Below are 21,759 nucleotides of genomic sequence, written 5' to 3' on the forward strand. Positions count from 1 at the left end.
CTTTTTTAAATATTCCTATCATATTGATGATATTTACTCGGTCTATATTTACCTCTACCTTCACCTCCTTTTTCCTTTCAGTTTTTATTTAAACAGCCCTTCCATCTCTGAGTATGATTTTTACAATGATGGAAATCCTTATAGCAGGATTGTTAAAAGTTTAAAATGGAGGGTTTATTGTGACAGAAAATCAACATAAGGGCGGGAAATTGCCTCAAGCCCCTGAACCATATTGGAGAGAATTTATTGATTTACCGGAGTTCCCCCGGTTGGATAAGGATATTGCAGTGGATGTCGTCATCGTTGGAGGTGGGATTACAGGTCTTACATCTGCATATTTGCTCGTGAATGAAGGCTTGAAAGTAGCTGTTTTAGAAGCAGACAAATTATTAAACGGTACGACGGGTCATACAACGGCAAAAATCACAGCCCAGCATGATTTGATCTATGATGAATTCCTCCGAAACTTTGGACGAACGACAGCAAGGCTATACTATGAAGCCAATACAGAGGCATTAAATTTTATCAAAAAAACCGTTAATGAACATAGAATCGAATGCGACTTTAATGAAGAGGACGCTTATCTTTATGCAACTACGGATGAATATGCACGAAAGCTTGAAAAAGAAGCGGAAGCTTACAATAAAATCGGAATCGATGGCGAGCTAGTTGATCAAATCCCTTTTAACATCGACATTAAAAAAGCGCTTTTCATGAAAAATCAAGCACAGTTTCATCCAGTGAAATATCTGGCGCATTTGATCGAAATCATTACTGAAAAAGGCGGACTCATTTTTGAACATACCGTAGCAGTGAATATTGAAACGGGAGAGCACCCCACCGTCCTTACTCGAGATGGAGCACGCGTGACGGGCAATTATGTTTTATCTTGTTCCCACTTTCCATTTTATGAAGGATTGGGGCTTTATTCAGCGCGGATGTACGCGGATCGTTCCTATATTATAGCCATTAAAGGGAAGGATCGTTTTCCAGGCGGTATGTATCTGAGTGTTGACGAACCATCTCGTTCGCTTCGTTCCACCAACATAAACGGCGAGGAACTGATTTTAATCGGAGGAGAAAGCCATAAAACCGGACAGGGCCAAGACACGATGGAACATTACAAGGCGTTAGAGATGTTTGGTCAACAGGTATTTGAGTCTGAAGAGATCGTTTATCGATGGTCTGCTCAGGACTTAGTGACATTAGACAAAATCCCCTATATCGGTGAAATCACCTCAGGTCAGCCCAATATTTTAGTGGCGACAGGTTATCGAAAATGGGGAATGACGAACGGAACAGCAGCGGCCTTGTTATTTAGAGATATGATTCAAGGAAAAAAGAATCGTTTTCATGATTTATATACACCATCACGATTCTATGCAAATCCAAGCCTGAAAAATTTCTTTAAATCAAACGCCGATGTGGTCAAGCATTTAGTTAAAGGAAAGCTTGAATTTTCCAACCAAAATATTAACAACTTAGCAAACGGTGAAGGTGGAATTATTACCGTTAACGGGCATCGAAAAGGAGCCTATAAAGATGAAGATGGCAATGTATTTATTGTGGATACCACCTGTACCCATATTGGGTGTGAAGTAGAATGGAACAGTGGTGACTGCTCGTGGGACTGCCCTTGTCATGGATCTCGATTTTCTTATACCGGAAAAGTCTTAGAAGGACCGGCAGAAAAGCCATTAAAACAATACGACTATACCATGCTAGACAATCTTTCATCAGAGGATTCTGGTTATTAAGAAACAGGGGGGCAGATCATTCCCCCTGTTTTCTACATTCCAATTGATGAATAAGTGCTCTATAATCTATCAAAATAATGAAGAGTGGACGAGTTCATGATTAATAGTCCTAAAAATCTAGAAGTATTTCAATCTTATCAACCTATCGCTTGATACCAAATCTCAATAATATAAACCCTAGTAAATGATTTATAAGAAAAATCCTAAAGGAGACCTATAAACATGAAAGTATCTGACGTGATCATCCAGTGTTTAGAAGCAGAAGGAGTGGAATATGTATTTGGAATCGTTGGTACAGAGGTTCTAGATCTTGCCGATTCTTTATCAAAGTCAAGCCAAATTCAATATGTGAATGTTAGGCATGAACAAGGCGCTGCTTTTATGGCAGATGTATATGGAAGATTAGCAGGGAAAGCGGGAGTTTGTTTATCAACATTAGGTCCAGGGGCAACCAATCTATTAACTGGTTTAGCCAGTGCAACCCTTGATCATTCCCCCGTAATTGCATTGATTGGGCAAGCGGATGTGGAGAGGAACCATCCAGAATCCCATCAATATGTAGATATCGAGAAACTATGCGAACCGGTAACAAAGTGGAGCAAACAAATCATGGATTCTGTGACGGTCCCAACGGTGATTCGAAAAGCATTCCGAATGGCGCAAATGGAAAAGCCCGGTTCGGTAGCGGTGGTAGTGCCAGAGAACTTTTTAACACAACAGATCGGAGGTAAAACACTTCCGAGCAATCCTTTACCGGAAACCGTACCTGTTCCAGAAACGATACAGGCTGCACATACTCTCATCCAAAACCATATGAAACCATTTATAATCGTCGGGAATGGTGTAGTTCGACAAGGGGCTTACCCAGAACTTCAAACCTTCATCAACACCCTTCAAGTTCCTGTTACACACAGCTTTATGACAAAAGGGATTTTGGAGAAAGAACATCCATCTAATTATTTTACATTCGGATTTAATAAAAACGATGAGGTTTTACAAGGCATTGAAGAAGCCGATTTATTAATTGCGATTGGCTTTGACTTTGTGGAGCAGCTTCCGAAAGAGTGGAATAAAAAGAAAATTCCCGTGTTACATATGGATGCTTTACCTGCTGAAATTAATGAAAACTATCCAGTCGAGGTCGAATGTGTTGGAAACATAAAGAGGACTCTCCAAACCCTTAATGAAACTGAGCTCTCTTCCAAACATTGGGTCCCATCTGGAAATCTTAAGGAAAAGATCATGAATGCATATCAAATAAATGATCATCATCCCCAAACAGGCGATCAACCTATAACCATTGAAAAGATCCTCCATTGTATTGAAACCAACACATCAGAGGACACGATTGTCCTTTCAGATGTCGGAGCGCATAAAGTCTCGATCGCCCGCACGTATCAACCCAAAAAGCTAAACCGACTAATCATTTCAAACGGGCTGGCCTCGATGGGAATCGCCATCCCTGGCTCGATCGGTGCGAAATTAGCTTGTCCCGATGCTCCTGTCATTTGTATTACAGGGGATGGCGGTGCATTAATGAATGTTGCTGAAATCGAGGCTGCCAAACGTCTTGGTCTTCCCTTTATCATCATTGTTTTAAAGGATTCGATGTTAAAGCTGGAAGTCCAGCAAATGACGAAGCAATTCGGGGATAGTTATGGCGTCACCTTTCAAAACCCCGATTTTGTTCAACTGGCAGTCAGTTTTGGTATTAAAGGAGTTCGGGCAAAAACCACGAATGAATTTGAATCAGCCCTAAAAGAAGCCTTAACCCATTCAAATGAAATGGTTTTAATTGAAGTGGTTGAATAGGGACAAGTTCGGTTCCTTGTCCCTTAAAAAAAGGTGCCACGGCATCTTTTTTTATTCTTTATGTAGAGGTACTGAAATATTTAGCGGGTAGTCCTTCTAGTTTATAAAAAGCATTCGCTGTGTCTTGAAGATGGAATTTTTTACAATAAGTCATAAAAACCGTTTTATCCTAAAAAGGCTTCCAATAAAAATCTTGATAGGAATCCTTCAATAATAGCTGCTATAAAAATACAAGGGGTTATAACCAATATGAATCCAATAAAAGCTTCTTTTACATGTTTGCGGAATGAAGGAACTATTTTTTTACTTTTACGAAATACATTTTTTATTTTTCTAATAACAACCCTGTTCATCAAACTTCCATAGCAAGCCGCTAGGATAAATGTAGTAAGTTCCAAGATCGCATGAGGAAGAAAACCAAGTCCAAATGTTTGTAAAACATTTAAATGGGTTTGCTGGACTAGAAATACAGTAACTCCAATTAGAGCACTTGTCGTAATAAGGGGAAGAGTATATAGAAAACGGATAGGAATACAAGAGAGAAGTAGAATTTGTAAGCACACGATCCAATTATTCTTAAATAGAAAAACAGTATATTCCCAATAACCATCTACGCTAGTTCCCCCATTAATACTTTCATCTAAACCGTGAGCAAGTTCTTCCATATTTGGATTTGCCAATGAAGTAATAAGATAAGAAATGATAAAGACGATGACATACAATAACCCATACTTCCAAAAGGATTTCTTTAAACGCATCCATGCACTTTTCCAAGTCTGAATCATATATTTGTAGACTTTATTGACATCTGACTTATTCATCATTCAATCCTTTCATATGCTAATCCAGATTCCTTTAGTCAACTAGAAAACCTTCCAACTTTATAAGTTTAAAGATCTTGTAACTCTATTTTTTCCATTTCCTTTTTTCTTTTCTTTTTCACAGACTCTCTGCCATTAATCCAGACACTTACTAAAAAGGCCAATCCACCAACAGCTGCTAGTATCAATGATAGAGTATCGACCTCACCAAACCTCTTAATAAACCAGCCTACGATAAAGATTACATACAAGACAGGCAATATAGCGCCCCAATATCCATTTTCTCTTCTTGATAAATAAACTTGAATCCCAATAGCCAAAAGTGCAATAACCCATCCATAGATCTCAGACATTAAGGATCAACCCTTTCAGATATATATTTTTCAATAATCAGTTTTGCAACATCTAAGCTGATTCGTTCATCAATAACTAAATTTTTAATCATACTGACAAACTCAATGTCTTCTTTTTTGCTATTGAGTTCAATTTTCTTTATAAGCTTATCGAGTTTTACTCTAACTGTTGGATAAGATACTCCGTATATTTTGGAAATTTCCTTTAACGATCCGGAATTTAAAATAAATTTCCTAATAAATTCTAGTGATTCTTTATCTAAAGCCAAAATCCATTCTGGTACATCCTCTCGCTTCACCTTTCTCCCTCCCTACATTAATAATATTAATATTTTCTTTAACATTATTCAACTATTTATTTGAAAAATTAAATATTATCTAAAAATTTATCTTTAATGGAAGTATTAATAGACGTTAAATTTTATACTAGATGCACATTAATGCAGATGCCAAAAAAAATCAAAAAAGATTGCCACACACCAAGCAAAGCTAGGATAAGTGTAGGCAATCTTCTTTTGCTTTCCTTCACTTCTATACTTTAGAGACAACAAATCCCCTCTTTACTCTAAAATATAGAAACCGTTCGATCCTATTTAACGGGACTAAAGTATAAAAACGATTCTTTTCAACTGATGAATGATTCAGATGATCATATTATAATGGAATCATTACATCGCGTAAGGTGGGAACAGGATGAAAATTATCATTGCACCAGACTCGTTTAAAGGAAGTTTAACCTCTTTAGAGGTATCTTTGGCGATCGAAAAAGGCATCAAAAAGGCATTTCCTCAGGCAGAAACCATACTCGTTCCCGTTGCAGATGGTGGCGAAGGTACAATGGATAGTTTAGTAGCAGCCACAAATGGGCACAACGTTGAGGTGACGGTAAGGGGACCGTTGTTAAATCCCGTTCAGGCATCATACGGAGTTTTAGGTGATCAAGAAACTTGCGTAATCGAAATGGCAAGTGCTTCCGGATTAACTCTTATTGAACCTGAACAACGAAATCCGTTACTGGCGACCACCTATGGAACTGGAGAATTAATTAAAAAAGCCTTGGATAATGGGTGTAAAAAATTTATTTTGGCTATTGGCGGTAGCGCCACCAATGATGGAGGAATTGGGATGCTGCAAGCATTGGGGATGCGCTTGCTCGATGCCACAGGTAACGAAGTTGGTAATGGAGCGGCAGAACTTGAGCGCATTGTTGAGATTGATGAACAGAACTTTGACCCTCGAATCAAAGACTGTCAATTCTTTATTGCATCCGATGTCCAAAATCCTTTAATCGGACCAAAGGGCGCTTCCTATGTTTTTGGTCCACAAAAAGGAGCAGACGAAAGTATGGTCGCTTTTCTGGATTCCTCTTTATCAAAATGGGCTGATTTAGTTGAAAGAAAAACAGGAGTTCGCTTACACGATCAAGCTGGTGCTGGTGCAGCAGGTGGACTTGGTGGCGCATTCCAAGCCTTTTTCCCATCTAGCACGACACGTGGGATTGATATTGTCGTCGAATACACAGGTTTAGAAGAAAAGATGAATGGCGCCGCTTGTGTGTTTACCGGGGAAGGTCAAATTGATTTTCAAACAGCGTCTGGCAAAACACCGATGGGAGTTGCCCAAGTAGCGAAAAAACAAGGGATTCCGGTCTTTGTCCTCTCCGGATCGATTGGTAAAGGAATACATGAATTGTACCAATATGGAATTACAAGTATTCACAGTATTGTAAATACCCCTATGGACTTACAAGAAGCCATCAATAGAGCTTCGAAACTAGTAGAAACCACAGCCGAACAAGTGATACGCACCTTTTGTTCTATAGGAAATAAATGAAGCACCCCCATGTTTCCCATGTTTTCCAAAAAGACCACCCAAAGATTTGGTGGTCTTTTTGTTTATTCTGACACGCTATCATTATTTCCTAGGGAAACATTAGGAATTATGGATCTCCCATTTAACCCTAACCCTCAGCGATCTCTGGTTGACGATAAACGGACTCCTTAAGATCACCGGTAATCCTGCTAGTAAGGACCCCTGCCAACATGCCGTCACTTACATTTAATGCAGTACGGGCCATATCGATTAACGGTTCCACCGAAATAAGCAAACCAACAATAGCTACTGGAAGGTCCATAACAGACAGCACAATTAACGAAGCAAAGGTTGCCCCACCGCCGACGCCCGCGACACCGAAGGAACTAATCATAATAACTACAATCAACGTTAATATGAACGAAAGGCTTCTGGGGTCAATCCCTGCCTGTGGTGCCACCATGATCGCAAGCATGGCTGGATAAATACCAGCACAACCGTTTTGTCCAATGCTGAGACTAAATGGACCCGCGAAATTGGCAATCCCTTCTGAAACACCAAAATCATCTATTTGGCTTTTAATATTCATGGGCAAGGTACCCGCACTGGAACGGGACGTAAACGCAAAGGTTAAAGTGGGTAAACCTTTTTTCAGAAAACGCATCGGATTTAATTTCGCCATTGCCAACAAGAGTAAGTGCACAATAAACATGAGAATAATGGCAACATATGAAGCAAGAACAAATTTTCCTAAGCTGATAATCGCCTCATAATTACTTGTAGCCGCTACCTTTGTAATCAGCGCCAAAATCCCATAAGGCGTTAAACGCAAAACTAATGTTACAATCCGCATGACAATTGAATACAGAGAATTGATCAGTTTAGCAAAAAGATCTGCTTCTTCTGGTTGCTTCCGCCTAACACCAAGGAAAGCCACACCAATAAAAGCCGCAAATATCACAACAGCAATGGTCGACGTTGGGCGTGCACCCGTTAAATCATCAAATGGATTGCTTGGAATCATTTCTAGCAATTGCTGTGGGATGGTTAGATTCCGGGCTGTTTCCACTCGCTCAACCAGACTAGCGTTACGAGCGGCTTCCGCTTCTCCTTCAGCAATTTCGAATCCATCTAGTCCAAAACTAAGGGTTGTACCAATTCCAATTGCCGCTGAGATTCCTGTCGTCAGAATCAAAATACCGATGACCAGAAAACTAATCTTTCCAATGTTCTTGGTAAGCTTCATTTTTGTAAAAGCGCCAACGATCGATACGAACACAAGCGGCATTACGATCATTTGCAAAAGCTTTACATAACCGCTACCGACAATATTGAGCCAGTCAATCGTCCCCGTCGTTACGTCTGAGTCTGTACCATACAGAAGATGGAGAATATAGCCGAACACAAGCCCCAATCCCAAACCCGTAAATACTCGTTTTGAAAAGGAGATGTGTTTTTTCTGCATATAGTAAAGGACTGCAAGTAGGATAAGGAAAATAATGATATTGACGATGATAAAAACTGTATTCATTGGATCCTCCTTTATAAGTTGTTACTGTTTAGCATCTTCCAACAACTTTGAAATCATTATTTTTATTATCCTAATATTCCTGTAAATCATGCGTTGAAGGAGGAATTTATGTCGTCTACCTTCATTAGAAAAGAGCCAGAGGAATTTACCTGGCTCTTAGATTAAACTTCATTAAGCTTCTACTAATTTTGATCTTGTCACTTTTTGTTTCTTACTTCTTTTATACCCAATCATTGAAGAGCGTTAAAATTCAACTTTCCCCACTCCTACTTTTGCCGTTTGAGCCTCTCTATCGAACTCGATCCACTCTCCTACTCTTGTCCGTTTGAACCTCTTTATCGGACTTGAACTAAGCTTCCACTCTTGCTCTTGTCTGTTTGAACCTCGTACACTGGTCGGTTAATTCATTTAAAGACCTACATAAAAAAAATGACCTTTTTCTGAATAAATCAGTAAAGGTCATTTTCTTATATACTATGGTCCTATGCCTCAGCATTATCTAATTTTTTTGCCATAAAGCGTAGTAAGTCATCACGTAATTCTTCATGCTGAAGAGCAAATTCAATTGTTGTTTCAATAAAGCCTAATTTTTCACCAACGTCATAGCGTTTTCCTTCGAATTCATAGGCGAATACACGTTGGATTTCATTCAATCTTTGAATTGCATCCGTTAATTGAATCTCTCCACCCGCGCCCACTTCTTGACGATCTAAAAACATAAAGATTTCTGGTGTAAAGATATATCTTCCGATGATTGCAAGGTTTGACGGTGCCGTTCCTTTTTTTGGTTTTTCCACGAAGTTACGAACCTGGTACGTGTTGCCGTAGTTTTCCAACGGATCAACAACCCCATAACGGTGAGTTTCACTTTCAGGTACCTGCATAACACCGATTACAGATGATAGTGTTTTGTCATATTGGTTGATTAGTTGCTTTAAGCAAGGCGTTTCAGCTTGGACAATGTCATCACCAAGTAACACAGCAAACGGCTCATCGCCAATAAAGTTTCGCGCACACCAAACCGCATGTCCCAGACCCTTTGGTTCTTTTTGTCGTATGTAATGGATATCTACCATGTTAGAAATATTCCGAACTTCTTCTAGCATTTCAAATTTTTCTTTGCTTTCTAAGTTCTGCTCAAGTTCTAAGTTATGGTCAAAATGGTCCTCAATCGACCGCTTTGTTTTACCCGTTACAATGATAATATCTTCTATTCCAGATTCAATCGCTTCTTCTACTATATATTGAATGGTTGGTTTATCTACAATCGGAAGCATTTCCTTAGGCATCGCCTTTGTTGCTGGTAAAAATCGTGTTCCCAACCCTGCCGCTGGAATAATCGCTTTTCTCACCTTTTTCAAAACGGACCTCTCCTTAAACCCTTATTTTCTGTTCACTATTTGTTATCATACCATGAAATGGGAGTTTTATAAAATGGCGCAAACTGTTTTCAAACAATCTTTACGTAGTGATCATGTTTATTTTTCAATCTATTAGACATGCATATTTGAAGACCCACTATTTCTGGAACTCTCATCTGATTTTGAGCTTTTTCTCCCCTATGAAGACCATTTTTTTGATTCTTCCATCTGATTTCGGTCTTCATTAACCTTATGAAGACCATTTCCATAGCATCTCTAGCTGATTTTGGTCTTCATCATCCTTATGAAGACCATTTCCCCATCCCTAAGTCACAATTACAGCCTTCACCCCCTACAAAAACAACACCCAAGCAATCAAAAAAGGACTGTCCAGAAAGAGTGCTCTGCACTTTCCCAGACAGTCCCACAATCACCTTACTCCGCAAATACATTCCGTACTTTCTCAACAGTATAACCTGAACCGGTGCCTTCTACCATCATAGCCACCAATAAATCCGGACTATATGCAACAAACCAGCCAATTTCATGACCCTTTTCACCTTGTTTGGCTTTAAACTCAGCTGTTCCGGTTTTTCCAGCAAGGGTCATCCCTTCAACCCTAGCCTTGTACCCGGTGCCTTCAGGATGATTAATGACATTTTCCATATAACCAGAAATCATGGACGCCTGTTCGGCACTAATCACATTTTCCTTCCAAGCCACTCCGTCCTCATCCTCTAATAGCAACGTTGGTTTCAACATGGTCCCCTCGTTAACAAAAGGTGTATACGTTGTCGCAAGGTGCAAAATGTTCATTTCGACTTCACCTTGTCCATAACCAGAATCCGCTACTTTCACATCGCGATCCATTGCTCCTGTTACAGATTTCTCAAGCGGATAGGTGAAGGGAATCTCCTCTTCAAAGCCGAAATCCTTTAAACCCTTAATAAACTTATCCGCGCCTAAATCTAGGGCGGTTTGTGCGAAGTAAATATTATCTGAGTAGAGAAGTGCCTTTTCTAAATTGACGTTTGAAGCTTCTTTAACTCTTGTAACAAAATAATTACCCCACGAATCGTCTTTTTGCCATTTATCGCCACTAACATTCATTTCCTTGTTCGGATCGAGTGTACCTTCCTTTAAGCCAATTGCTGCGGTTAAAGGCTTAATGACCGATCCTGGAGTATAGTTGGCAACGAAACGGTTTACGAGTGGCTGCAGTGGATCACTTTCCATCGCCGCCCATTGCTCAGAAGTTGCTCCTAACGTTAGCAGATTCGGATCAAAGCTAGGTGAGCTCACCAACGCTTGCGTTTCACCTGTTGTTGGATGGATCACAGCCGCTGCTCCAGCATCACTAGATAGTTGCCCATATACCTTCATTTGCATGGCTGCATCGATCGTCAACTTAATGTTTTCACCATCTTTGACCTCTTTTTGCTCCAAGACTTCTTGAGATCCATCCGCTTTATTAATCGTAATGGTGACGCCATTTTCACCTTTTAGCTTTTCATCAAATAACTCCTCAAGACCTCTTTTTCCAACCACATCGTTGCTTCCATAACCCTTGCCTTTCAACTCCTCGAGTTCCTCAGCTGTAATCGTCCCAACATAACCGATTAAATGGGCTGCGGCTTCTTTCAATGGATAAACCCGCGCCTCCACCTGCTTAGATTGGACGCCAGGAAGCTCAGTAACTTGCGCGACTAGGTCACGCTCTTCTAAAGATACCTTTTTAATCGGAACAAAGAATTCTGGCTTTACCCATGAAGCATTTAAAGTATTATTGATTTGCTCGACGCTTACTCCCAAAAGAGATGACACTTGAGCAAGAACAGTTTCCTTTTCCTCCCCTAAATTTGCTGGTACAATTCCGACTTCATAGACCATGCCATTCATCGCCAACGGCTGACCGTTACGGTCTTGTATTTCCCCACGCTTAGCTGACGTAGTAGAGAGGCCTATCTTGTCCCCTTCCCCTAATTGAGGGAATATATATGTAGTATCCCAATCCAAATACCAATTTTCTTCATCATTTTTTGTTTCCTTTGTTAAAGTGGCTGAGTGGTCAAATTTAATTTTCCCGGCCACACTTTCCATCGAAGCAGAAAATGGATAGCTGACTGTTTCCTCAAGATCCTTCTCTTCTTCTGGTTTTTCAAAGATAATCTCTAAATCTTGAATTTCGAGATCGCCATATATTTTTTCATAGCGACTCACAAAGTCTTCCTTCGATATGGATTGTTGTGCGTTCGAAGTTAAATAATCATACATTTCTTCAAATTTTTTGTCATTCCAAAGTTTAATATATTGCGACAAACGATCGGACGGCTGAGGTTCATTATTACAGCCTGCGAGAAATCCCACCATCATCACAACGAAGATTGCCAGTTTCTTCATATCACACCATCCTTTCCTCCTATTTATTTTATCATTTTCATACTAAAAAACCACTTCAAAGCTGAAGTGGCGTTTATTTGCTAGATAAGATGTAACGTAATTCTACTTCCATATCTTTCAGTAAATCTTGGGTGGAAATATTGGATTCCGTTTCCCCTTTTTCATACATTTTTTCAAGGAGATTTTTAAATAGCTGTTTTTTCTTTCGCTCTTGCTCTGTCATCACGCTCACCTTTCCCATTTGTGACAAATGTCTATATTTGTCAAGTATATAAGCATTTCGTTGCAAAGCACGTGATACTATAATACATATAATCTAGTATTTTTGCAATATCTATCATAATTTTCACATATCTCCAATAAATGGTACCCACTTGCTAGATTAATATGTTAAAATATTGGTATATTATGCAGTTTTTGGGAGTGATTGTCAAAATGAAGAACAAACTTGCCACCGCCGCTACGGTAGCGATCGTTTCATCGGCTTTTGGGGCAACGTCTGCCTTTGCAGATAGCGATACATATACAGTAGAACGAGGAGATACACTTACACATATCGCAAACAAATTTAACACAACGGTTTCTAACTTAAAGCAGTGGAACGGACTAACATCAGATACCATATATGTTGATCAAAAGCTGAACGTAAAATCATCGACGGAACAAACCCAGCAATCAACTGTAAAAAACACATCGGCAAACACTTCAACCGGAACCTATACAGTTGTATCTGGGGACACGTTATTAAAAATCGCAAACAGACATGAGATTTCTCTTGCAGAGTTAATGACAGGAAACAATCTCAAAAGTCATCTCATCTACCCAGGACAAGTCCTGAAGGTTTCAGGCTCAGGCGCCGTGAATTCACAGCCAACTACTATAGAATCAGCGCCGGCGTCAGCAACACAAACAGCTTCTTCAACTGGAAACACATCTGAATACAAAATTCAAAGTGGAGATACGCTAAGTAAAATTGCTGCAAAATTTGGTACAACGGTTCAGAAGCTAAAGGATCTTAATGGTTTGACCTCTGATCGCATTTTTGCTGGCGATATTTTAAAAGTAAGCGGCGAAGCTAAAACAGAAAGTAAACCAGAAAACAAGGTATCTTCAACTCCTAATACAGATAATGCAAAAACGGACACATATGTGATAAAAAGTGGTGATACACTAGGGAAAATTGCGGCGAACTTTGGCACCACTGTTCAGACCTTAAAGTCCCTCAACAATCTTACGTCTGATTTAATTTTTGTAGGACAAACATTAAAAGTGACAGGAACGGCTTCATCCACTAAAACGTCCGATGATAATAAGATTGTTCAAGTATCAAAACCAGTTGAATCAAGTTCTTCCGCTTCTGTTACAACACTGATTAATGAAGCGAAAAAATTGGTCGGAGTTCCTTATGTCTGGGGCGGCACAACGCCTTCAGGTTTTGATTGCAGTGGATTCATTTACTATGTATTTAATAAAGCAGGCTATGACATTAAGCGGACATCTGCGGAAGGCTATTTTGACCGTTCTTTTTATGTAGATAAGCCACAAGTAGGCGACCTCGTATTCTTTAAAAATACATATAAAAAAGGGATTTCTCACTTAGGCATCTATATCGGAAACAACCAGTTCATCAACGCCAGTTCATCAGGTGTTACCATAACAGGCTTAGACAACCCATATTGGTCCAAGCACTTTGATAGCTTTAAACGTTTTTATTAAATTCGGGTGACAGGCACCTGTAAGTAAATGGAATAAAACACTTAGTACTTTCCGATTTAAAAGCGTAAACTCAAGAATAGGGGTTATCCGGAAGCAGAAGAACGTAACATTTTGCTTCCTGGATAACCCCTATATTTATTCCCATCAATACTCATGCCCAGCAAAGAATCCTTTCCCCACCAGCCTCAACATTTCCTTTTTCCGTAAATCACTATACATCCCTTTTTCCCATTGGTTCATATGCAACGGAGTGTAAAAGGGTACGCTTTTCCCTTCAAAGCTGACTGGTTTCCGGACAACCACTTCACCTGCTTGGAGTCCTGTTGAAATCTCCTGAGTTTGATTGATTTGTAGACCTGTTTCTACATTCCGCTTTTTAATCTTCCCATCATGAAGAACGTAAAGTTGTGAGCGTTGGAGGCTAGGGCTTGGAACTGTCACCGCATCCAGAACTTCTTCAGTTATGATTTTGACGTCTACATGAGTTCCGTGAGTTAACCCTTCAATCGGTTCTGTTAATAAAACGGAAAATGAATATTGACTCTCCTTTTTCACAGATGGTTCTTCTTCTGGAAATGTCGACACTTGCTGAACTTTCCCTTCATAGGCTTTATTTCCATTTTTCAAGGAAACCAACACATCGAGACCAGGCTGCAATTTCCCTTGGTCTGCCTCTGTTACCATTCCTTTAATCATTGGTTCATTCGAAGCAATCGTGATGATCGGGTTCGACAAATCTTCATTCATTTTCTTAACCGTTCCGTCCATGTCACTAATTTCATGAAGATAAGGAAGCTTTTCATCAATAGAGGATAGTTGCTCGTCATACTTCTCCAATTCACCCTCTAATCTGCTAATCTCCGTTTCGGTTTCAACCAAATCCATTTCGATAAAACGATCGTTTGTATTTTCTCCTTCGTCAAGCGGGGGCAACATCGCACTCGAGCTTGCTAACAGGCTGCCTAGGTTCGTCTGTTTCGTTTTAAGTCCTTCTAACTGCTTCTCAATACTATCACGCTCCGATTGAAGAACAGCCATTGCATCTGTATAAGAGTCAGTAGAATAGTAGAAAAGCTCAGAGCCGACCTCCACCTCGTCCCCTTCTTTCACAACAAACCCCTCAAAACTCCCTTTGTTCTCATCATAATAAATATATTGTTCCTCAAGCGGCGCTGACACCCCGTCTGTAACAAGTGATTCCTGCAAGTCCTGTTCCTTAGCACTCACCCATTGCCCAACATAGAGAGATTTCGCAACTTTACTATCCTCTTTTAAAATAAGAAAAAGGTTCACCCCAACCAATAGCACAACCGCTACTATCACAAATTGCAATTTGAACTTCATCTCCCCACCTCCCTATACATAAGTCTCAAGATCCATGATGCTAAAAAACGCTGAAATTAATAAAATAACCACGTTAAACCCAATAACAAATAATGCCGTCCGTTTAGCAGAATGATCTGCTAATACTTTTATGTATTTGTATTGCAAGACAATCGCCCAAATTTTAAAAATGGATATTTGCGATAAAATCTGTAGTACATATTCTTGGTTTGTAAGGGCTTGACCGATAATGCCGAGCGAAAACGGATTCGATAGGTCAAGGGATAATCCTAAAAAAATGGCGAATGGCAGGAGAAGTATTTTTTCGATTAATAAAATAACGAGGACACCTTGCTGTACCACAATAAACTTTTTCCATTCTATATCTGAAAGTGCCCAAAAGAATAAGGAAGGAATGAAGAGAATGAAAAGTGCCTCAAATAGGGACCATCCGATTTGTCCGATTGCAAATAAACTTTTGATTGTTTCAAATTCTATTGGTGAGCGTTGATTAAGTTCTGCCGATAAAATATCGTTTCCAACTCCCAAAAATGAGGTCACGAAAGCTAGTAAAACCGAGAAAAGCAGTAGGAGAATCAGCTTCATCCAAAATCCCGTTAGGTCCTCCGCTTTTCTCAACTGCAGTGCCGTATAATAGGGTTCTTTCAATGTTTTGAAAAGCCGGACCTGAAACATAATCCTACCATCCTCCAAAAATCGTATTCTATCTTCTTATTTTACCTTAATTTGACTAAAAATTCATTTATCCGACATCTCATTTAGAGAAAAACTAATAGGGCGAGAGGCACCATACAGAATCCGGAAGGCGACTGTTACCCCCAAGTGATTTGTCTTGTTTTTAAGTTCCATTTACTATCGGTTCCTTTGAGTTGTATAATAAAAGAATATGGATTTTTACGGGAAGGTGGTGATGGGAGTGATCCCTGAAAGTTTTCTGGAGCCTTTGCAGTTGTATTCGGACTATTTAAAAGAGACACTCAAGTCGAGTCATCCTGAGGACGCACAAGTTGTCCATAAAGGATTTATTCTGTACCGCCAAGGGTCTGTGTCTCAGTTGAAGCTGGAAAAAGATGAAATGGTAAATGGGGTTATTCAGGATGTGACTCCAGTTAAAGTGAAGCTGGACTTAAACTTTCCTTATTTAAGCGAGTGTAGCTGCCCTCAAGAGGGAATCTGCCGACATCAAATGGCTGCTTTCTTTCAACTGCTTTCTTATAATAGTTCCGTTTCAACATGGCTTACCCATTGGCGTGAGCCGATACGAGAACAGAAACAAGCAAAATCACTTGGAATCGGGCGCGCTCGGGATTTGTTGAAAAATACCCGACATTCAAGCCCAGACTATGAACATTGGACAGACTCTATTCGGAAGAGCTTTGATGTCATTGTGAAAGGCAATCCTGAACCAAAGCCTTATATAATCAACGAACTCTTTTCTGTGTATGAACGACGCATTGAAGCAGATGCGCCTCTTTCAAAGGAATGGAAAAACCTATATAGTCTGATTGCAAATGTCATTTCTTTTCAAAAACTACTCGAACTAAGTGTCGAACTTGACCATGATGAAAAAACAATCAACCACCATTATCGTCATCTTTTTCAGAATATACTAGATGAAATGGAGCAATTATCTTATAAATTATCGGTACAGTCACTCCCATTTTCTTTTGATACTTTTATTGAAAAATTAAGGTATGAAACGGTCAACTTGATTACAGGACCTGCAAGCTTTGATTATGAACGGATTCATTTATTTCGATTACTGTGGACTGATTTATTTAAAAAAAGAAGCTGGCGTGAAGAAATGAAGGAAAACTTGGCTAGTCATCCCTCACCCAATTTTCCTACGACTGTTGGATTGATTCACTTAAACATCCTTCTTGGCGTTCACGAAGAAGCACGAGAGATGATTGTCCTATGTGATTCCGACCTCACGCCTTACTTTTTCTATTGGCTAGGTCTTCTTGATTCGAAACAAATGGAGTTTTATATTGTTCATTTTATCGGTCTGATGAAAGACTATTTAACCTATCAGAATGATTATTATGGAGCTCGTCAATTTATGCATATGGCCTTAAAGGCGGTTATGCCGTATTGTACAGAGAATGAGCGTCCCGATTTAGTCGAAAAAGCCTTATTCAACATGCTCCCCTATAGTTCCTATGACTACCAGCACTTTCTTCTCGAAAAAGGGGATTATGATAAATGGATGGAACTACAGACGTATATTGGATTTACGATGGAGTCTGTGTCAAAAGAATCGCTGAAAACCTTGCAGACAAATGCACCTGAGATTTTACTTCCGCTTTATCATCAAGCGATTAAAGCTGATATTGAGGGGAAAAATCGCACCTATTATCGCCAAGCCGTAAGGAAGTTAAAAAAACTTCGTACGTTGTATAAAAAAATGAAGCGCCTTGATGAATGGGATGAGTACTTTGAGATGATTTTAGCTAGAACAAAACGGATGCGGGCGTTTCAAGAAGAATGTAAAAGGGGTAAGCTGATCGATGCTTAAAACACGATATCTTAAAATTAACGTAACCCATTTAGGCGAAGATCGCTATTTTATCACAGCCATGGATGAAAACGAACGAACCTACTCTCCTTCCACATGGCAGTATTTATTGTTTAATTACCATAAAGAAAGCTACTATGGAACGATGGTGGAATCTTTAACCCACGATGGTATGGAAGGAATCGTTTTAAACGGGTGGCAGTTGGCGACCCTTTTTGCCCATGATCAGTTTAATCGTATGGTTGAATGGGACTGGGATGAGGTAGCACAAGTTTGTCTTGCCTCCGCCCACACGATCTATGATGCTGTCATCGAGAAAGAATGGATGCCTGATTTTCCAGCATGGGAGAAAGATGAATTTCACTGGTCGCTACCCGATCGAGTCATTGATGAATTTGCCCCTGACTTTTGGGAAAGGGAAAATATCCGCCCGTTTATGAAAAATTGGTTTAATCATGCATTGAATGATTATTTAAATCAAAATAAAGAGTTAAAAACAAAGTTCGGTGAGAAAATTGAAAGTTTACAGGATGGAACCGTCGCCCCCCACCAGTTGGCTGCCTTCTTTGATGAAGAAAGCTTTCGGATTTGGATGGGCATCACCGACGACCCTGTTCCCTTTACACTTGGTCTAAAACTTGAGGAACCTGCTGACATCAGTGATTTTTGGTCGTTGGAACTCTTTCTTCGGGATAAACAGGACCCCTCGCTTGTAGTTGACCTTGGGAATGAGAGCAGTTATCCTCGCAGTTGGTACCCACACCTGGATCGGATTGAACAAGAGCAACAGCGCCTGATTCGCCTCTTTCCATGGCTTGAAGGAAAGAAGGGGTTGACTGATAAACTGACTGAAGAGGAAGCCTGGGTTTTCTTAACCGAGGCTAGTGAAACCTTACTATCCTTAGGAATGGATATCCTTCTTCCTTCCTGGTGGCAAGCGATGAAAAGTGCGAGCCTGAAGGTCAAAGCCAAAGTAAAAGGAACATCAGGCAGTCACCGCCAATCTTTTGTTGGCTTACAGGCTGTATTGGATTATGACTGGCGCTTTTCTATGAATGGCGTTGATTTGTCGGAGGATGAATTTAACAGTCTTGTGGAGGAAAAACGGAAGCTTGTCTATATCCGCGGTCGTTGGATTAAGCTTGACCCGACTTTTATCCATCAAATCCAAGAACTCATGAAGAAAGCTGAGAAAGAAGGTCTCCATGTTCGAGACATTATTGAACAAGAACTTTTTGGTGCAGATGATGTGGAAGTAGATGAACTGGATGATCCGCGTACCTTTATGAACATTGAAATTGAATTAAATCGAAATTGGAAGCAGATGGTGAAGGGTTTACGCAATTTAAAAGAACTGGCGCTTGAGGATGTTCCAGACAGCTTTCAAGGCGAGTTGCGCCCTTATCAGCAGCTTGGGATGAGTTGGCTGTTATTCTTACGCCGCTTTGGTTTTGGAGCAACCCTTGCAGATGATATGGGGCTCGGGAAAACAATTCAGTTGATCTCCTACCTTTTAAAAGTAAAAGAAAGCGAAAGACCGGGACCCGCACTGATTATTTGCCCGACCTCTGTTCTAGGCAACTGGCAAAAAGAAATTGAGAAATTTGCGCCAAGTTTAACGCTCTATCTGCATTATGGCTCAAATCGTTTAAAGGGTGAGAATTTTTCTCAAACTGTGGAGGATACCGATGTTGTCCTAACTTCCTATGGGCTATCCCATCTTGACTTTGATGAGTTCTCATCACTGACGTGGAGTTCCATTTCTATTGATGAAGCGCAAAACATTAAAAACGCAGGGACAAAGCAATCCCGAGCGGTTCGGAAGCTAAAGGGACTTCACCATATTGCCTTAACGGGAACGCCAATGGAAAACCGCTTAACTGAATTGTGGTCAATCTTTGACTTTACCAACCATGGCTATCTTGGAAGTTTAGGACAATTTCAAAAGCGGTATGTGATTCCGATTGAAAAGGATAATGATAAAGCGAAAATTAGTCAGCTTCAAGCGTTAATCCGCCCCTTCTTGTTACGCCGAACAAAGAAGGATGAGGACGTGGCATTAAACTTGCCAGATAAATTAGAGCAGAAGGAATACTGTCCATTGACCGCTGAACAAGCGTCCTTGTATGAACAATTGGTTAAGGACACATTAGCTGATATCGAAAGACTAACAGGATTTGAGCGCAAGGGTCTTATTTTACAAATGCTAAGCCGCTTGAAGCAATTATGTAACCATCCGGCACTCTATTTAAAAGAAGAAAGACCGTCCAATTTAATACAACGTTCAACGAAATTGGAAAAGCTACAGGAGCTTGTCGGCTCTGTTATTGAGCAGGATGAGAGCTGTCTTATTTTTACGCAATACATCGAAATGGGTCATATGATTCAAAGAATGCTAAAGGCTGAGTTCGGTATCGAGGTTCCTTTTTTAAACGGAAGTGTAGCCAAGCAGCAACGTGACGGAATGATAGCACGCTTCCAAGATCGGGAATTTCCTGTCTTTTTGCTTTCGTTGAAGGCTGGGGGCACAGGGTTGAATTTGACCGCTGCGAACCATGTGATTCACTATGATCGTTGGTGGAATCCAGCTGTTGAAAATCAAGCAACTGATCGCGCCTATCGAATCGGACAAAAACGCTTTGTCCACGTTCATAAATTTATTTGTACTGGAACCCTTGAGGAAAAGATCGACCTCATGTTGGATAAAAAGCAGGCTCTTAATGATGAAGTAATTCAGAGCGATAGCTGGATTACAGAGCTTTCAACCGACGAGCTTCGAGATTTGATTTATTTACGTTAAGACTGTTGTTTGACAACGGTCTTTTTTTATTTTTCAAATATATTTTAAAATTTCACCTTTCATTATAAATCGACTTTTTTCGATAATTACATGCTATAATTAGAGAAAGTTTTTTAAAAATTCTTTGAAAGGGATCTGGTCATGTGGTTGGATTATTTATTATCTTAATTTTAGTACTAGTATTACCATTCTCAGTAAAGAAAGTAGAGCACAACTTAGAAGCGTTCCTTTTTATTATGGGGATTGCGGCTGCAACTGTTAGTGGAATGATGAATATGCATTTGATTGAAAAGGCTCTTGTCGATCCGATTCAGATCACGCTGGCTGTTTTAATTGCCGGATTAATTACGAAATGGGCTCAAGTGCCTTTAGAAAAAGCTATCTTAGCTACCAGTAAAGCCTTAACCCCTAGAATTTTCCTTGGATTAATGGTTATTATTTTAGGGCTTGCTTCAAGTATTATAACAGCCATTATTGCTGCGATTATTCTTGTTATTATTGTTAATGTACTGCCATTAGAGCGCCAATCGGAAATTCGGTTTACCATTTTAGCCTGTTTCTCTATCGGTTTAGGGGCTGCCTTATCACCCATCGGGGAACCGCTTTCAACCATTGTAGTTAGTAAAATGAGTGAGGACTTTGGTTATTTATTTAGTTTAATTGGTCCTGAAGTCGTTCCGAGTGTTATCATATTAGGAATTATTTCTGTATTCTTTGTAAAAACAACAGAAAGTCCAAATACATTAGGCGCAAAAAATCCTTCTGAATCTTATAAAGACATTATCATTCGCGCAGCAAAAATTTATCTTTTCGTAATGGGTCTTACCTTCTTAGGACATGGTTTTGAGCCATTAATTGAAGCATACATACTTGGTCTTGCCCCTGGATTGTTATATTGGATAAATATGTTATCAGCTGTTCTTGATAATGCAACACTTGCAGCAGCAGAAGTCAGCCCTGCGATGGATGACGAAACAATTCGTGCCATTCTTTTAGGTCTACTTATTGCTGGAGGAATGCTGATTCCTGGTAATATTCCAAACATTATTGCTGCCGGTAAATTAAACATCACGAGTAAGGAATGGGCTGTTTTCGGTCTGCCAGTCGGACTTATTTTAATGGCCATATTCTTTGTTATATTGTTCATATTTTAATTTTATTAAATCCGTCTACGCTTGTAGGCGGATTTTCATTTAAGTTGACGGGCATTTATACTCCCTTATAAAAAAATGCACCTGCGTAAGCAGCAGGCGCGTAGTATGAGGAGGTATTACGTGGCAGTCATTGATTTTCTATAGGAAGAGATTGTGTTGTAAGGGTTTTCAATATATTAAATAAAAAATGACAATCTATCATTAATTTAAAGCATGGTGTTGTTCTTGTTGTGATGTTTGCTCAAGTGTATATTCGATCTGCCTTAGCCTGCGATTGAGATAATCCATTTTGGCATTCAGTGAGCCTTGGATGCGGATTAGATTTTCAATGAGGAGTTCAATTCTTTGGTCTGATTCATTTTTTTGGATCGTTGACACAG

At 39.8% G+C, this 21,759-nt stretch carries 17 protein-coding genes; 7 read left to right on the plus strand and 10 right to left on the minus strand.

The features are described 5' to 3' along the window. The first annotated feature begins 179 nt into the window (after window positions 1-179). Entirely contained in the window at window positions 180-1,757 is a 1,578-nt protein-coding gene (locus Q5760_RS24245) for an FAD-dependent oxidoreductase (RefSeq protein ID WP_428910057.1), read from the plus strand. A gap of 222 nt (window positions 1,758-1,979) precedes the next feature. After that, the gene (locus Q5760_RS24250; protein ID WP_428910058.1) at window positions 1,980-3,569 is read left to right on the plus strand and encodes an acetolactate synthase large subunit; all 1,590 of its coding nucleotides are present in this window, start codon (window positions 1,980-1,982) and stop codon (window positions 3,567-3,569) included. Window positions 3,570-3,733: 164 nt separating this feature from the next. Here the strand turns inward: Q5760_RS24250 and Q5760_RS24255 are convergent, their stop codons facing one another. From Q5760_RS24255 to Q5760_RS24265, 3 genes are all read right to left on the minus strand, one after another. Continuing rightward, entirely contained in the window at window positions 3,734-4,390 is a 657-nt protein-coding gene (locus tag Q5760_RS24255; RefSeq protein ID WP_428910059.1) for a stage II sporulation protein M, read from the minus strand. A gap of 68 nt (window positions 4,391-4,458) precedes the next feature. Next, complete coding sequence (locus tag Q5760_RS24260) at window positions 4,459-4,743, minus strand: hypothetical protein (protein WP_428910060.1); 285 nt, start codon at window positions 4,741-4,743, stop codon at window positions 4,459-4,461. Next, on the minus strand, window positions 4,743-5,042 hold the full coding sequence (locus Q5760_RS24265; RefSeq protein WP_428910061.1) for a DUF2089 family protein: 300 nt from the start codon (window positions 5,040-5,042) through the stop codon (window positions 4,743-4,745). Before Q5760_RS24265 ends, Q5760_RS24260 begins: the two co-directional genes overlap by 1 nt. A 394-nt stretch (window positions 5,043-5,436) precedes the next feature. Here Q5760_RS24265 and Q5760_RS24270 point away from each other — a divergent pair, with 394 nt between their 5' ends. Continuing rightward, the gene (locus Q5760_RS24270; RefSeq protein WP_428910062.1) at window positions 5,437-6,576 is read left to right on the plus strand and encodes a glycerate kinase; all 1,140 of its coding nucleotides are present in this window, start codon (window positions 5,437-5,439) and stop codon (window positions 6,574-6,576) included. A gap of 127 nt (window positions 6,577-6,703) precedes the next feature. On the opposite strand, the gene Q5760_RS24275 is transcribed toward Q5760_RS24270, so the two are convergent. The 4 genes from Q5760_RS24275 to Q5760_RS24290 form a co-directional block, all read right to left on the minus strand. Then, entirely contained in the window at window positions 6,704-8,086 is a 1,383-nt protein-coding gene (locus Q5760_RS24275) for an L-cystine transporter (protein ID WP_428910063.1), read from the minus strand. A gap of 482 nt (window positions 8,087-8,568) precedes the next feature. Continuing rightward, a complete protein-coding gene (gene galU, locus Q5760_RS24280; RefSeq protein WP_428910064.1) occupies window positions 8,569-9,447 on the minus strand; it encodes a UTP--glucose-1-phosphate uridylyltransferase GalU in 879 nt (292 codons plus the stop codon). 435 nt (window positions 9,448-9,882) lie between these two features. Further along, window positions 9,883-11,847 (minus strand): penicillin-binding transpeptidase domain-containing protein, encoded by a 1,965-nt coding sequence (locus Q5760_RS24285; RefSeq protein ID WP_428910065.1) that lies wholly within the window; start codon window positions 11,845-11,847, stop codon window positions 9,883-9,885. Between the two features lie 73 nt (window positions 11,848-11,920). After that, the gene (locus tag Q5760_RS24290) at window positions 11,921-12,070 is read right to left on the minus strand and encodes a hypothetical protein (RefSeq protein WP_428910066.1); all 150 of its coding nucleotides are present in this window, start codon (window positions 12,068-12,070) and stop codon (window positions 11,921-11,923) included. A gap of 185 nt (window positions 12,071-12,255) precedes the next feature. Between Q5760_RS24290 and Q5760_RS24295 the strand changes: the two genes are divergently transcribed. Further along, complete coding sequence (locus tag Q5760_RS24295; protein ID WP_428910067.1) at window positions 12,256-13,563, plus strand: LysM peptidoglycan-binding domain-containing protein; 1,308 nt, start codon at window positions 12,256-12,258, stop codon at window positions 13,561-13,563. A gap of 144 nt (window positions 13,564-13,707) precedes the next feature. On the opposite strand, the gene Q5760_RS24300 is transcribed toward Q5760_RS24295, so the two are convergent. Continuing rightward, window positions 13,708-14,907, minus strand: coding sequence for an efflux RND transporter periplasmic adaptor subunit (locus Q5760_RS24300; RefSeq protein WP_428910068.1), 1,200 nt, complete (start codon window positions 14,905-14,907; stop codon window positions 13,708-13,710). A gap of 12 nt (window positions 14,908-14,919) precedes the next feature. Next, on the minus strand, window positions 14,920-15,582 hold the full coding sequence (locus Q5760_RS24305; RefSeq protein ID WP_428910069.1) for a hypothetical protein: 663 nt from the start codon (window positions 15,580-15,582) through the stop codon (window positions 14,920-14,922). Window positions 15,583-15,952: 370 nt separating this feature from the next. Between Q5760_RS24305 and Q5760_RS24310 the strand changes: the two genes are divergently transcribed. The 3 genes from Q5760_RS24310 (at window position 15,953) to Q5760_RS24320 (ending at window position 21,379) form a co-directional block, all read left to right on the plus strand. Further along, a complete protein-coding gene (locus Q5760_RS24310) occupies window positions 15,953-17,425 on the plus strand; it encodes an SWIM zinc finger family protein (protein ID WP_428912677.1) in 1,473 nt (490 codons plus the stop codon). Continuing rightward, entirely contained in the window at window positions 17,418-20,225 is a 2,808-nt protein-coding gene (locus Q5760_RS24315) for a DEAD/DEAH box helicase (RefSeq protein WP_428910070.1), read from the plus strand. Before Q5760_RS24310 ends, Q5760_RS24315 begins: the two co-directional genes overlap by 8 nt. Window positions 20,226-20,368: 143 nt before the next feature. Then, window positions 20,369-21,379, plus strand: coding sequence for a DUF1646 family protein (locus tag Q5760_RS24320; RefSeq protein WP_428910071.1), 1,011 nt, complete (start codon window positions 20,369-20,371; stop codon window positions 21,377-21,379). Between the two features lie 201 nt (window positions 21,380-21,580). Here Q5760_RS24320 and Q5760_RS24325 read toward each other — a convergent pair whose 3' ends face one another. Next, a complete protein-coding gene (locus tag Q5760_RS24325) occupies window positions 21,581-21,757 on the minus strand; it encodes a hypothetical protein (protein WP_428910072.1) in 177 nt (58 codons plus the stop codon). Between the last annotated feature and the right edge of the window lie 2 nt (window positions 21,758-21,759).

It is taken from the genome of Niallia sp. Kr1, assembly GCF_050389805.1.
Lineage (GTDB): Bacteria > Bacillota > Bacilli > Bacillales > Cytobacillaceae > Bacillus_BD.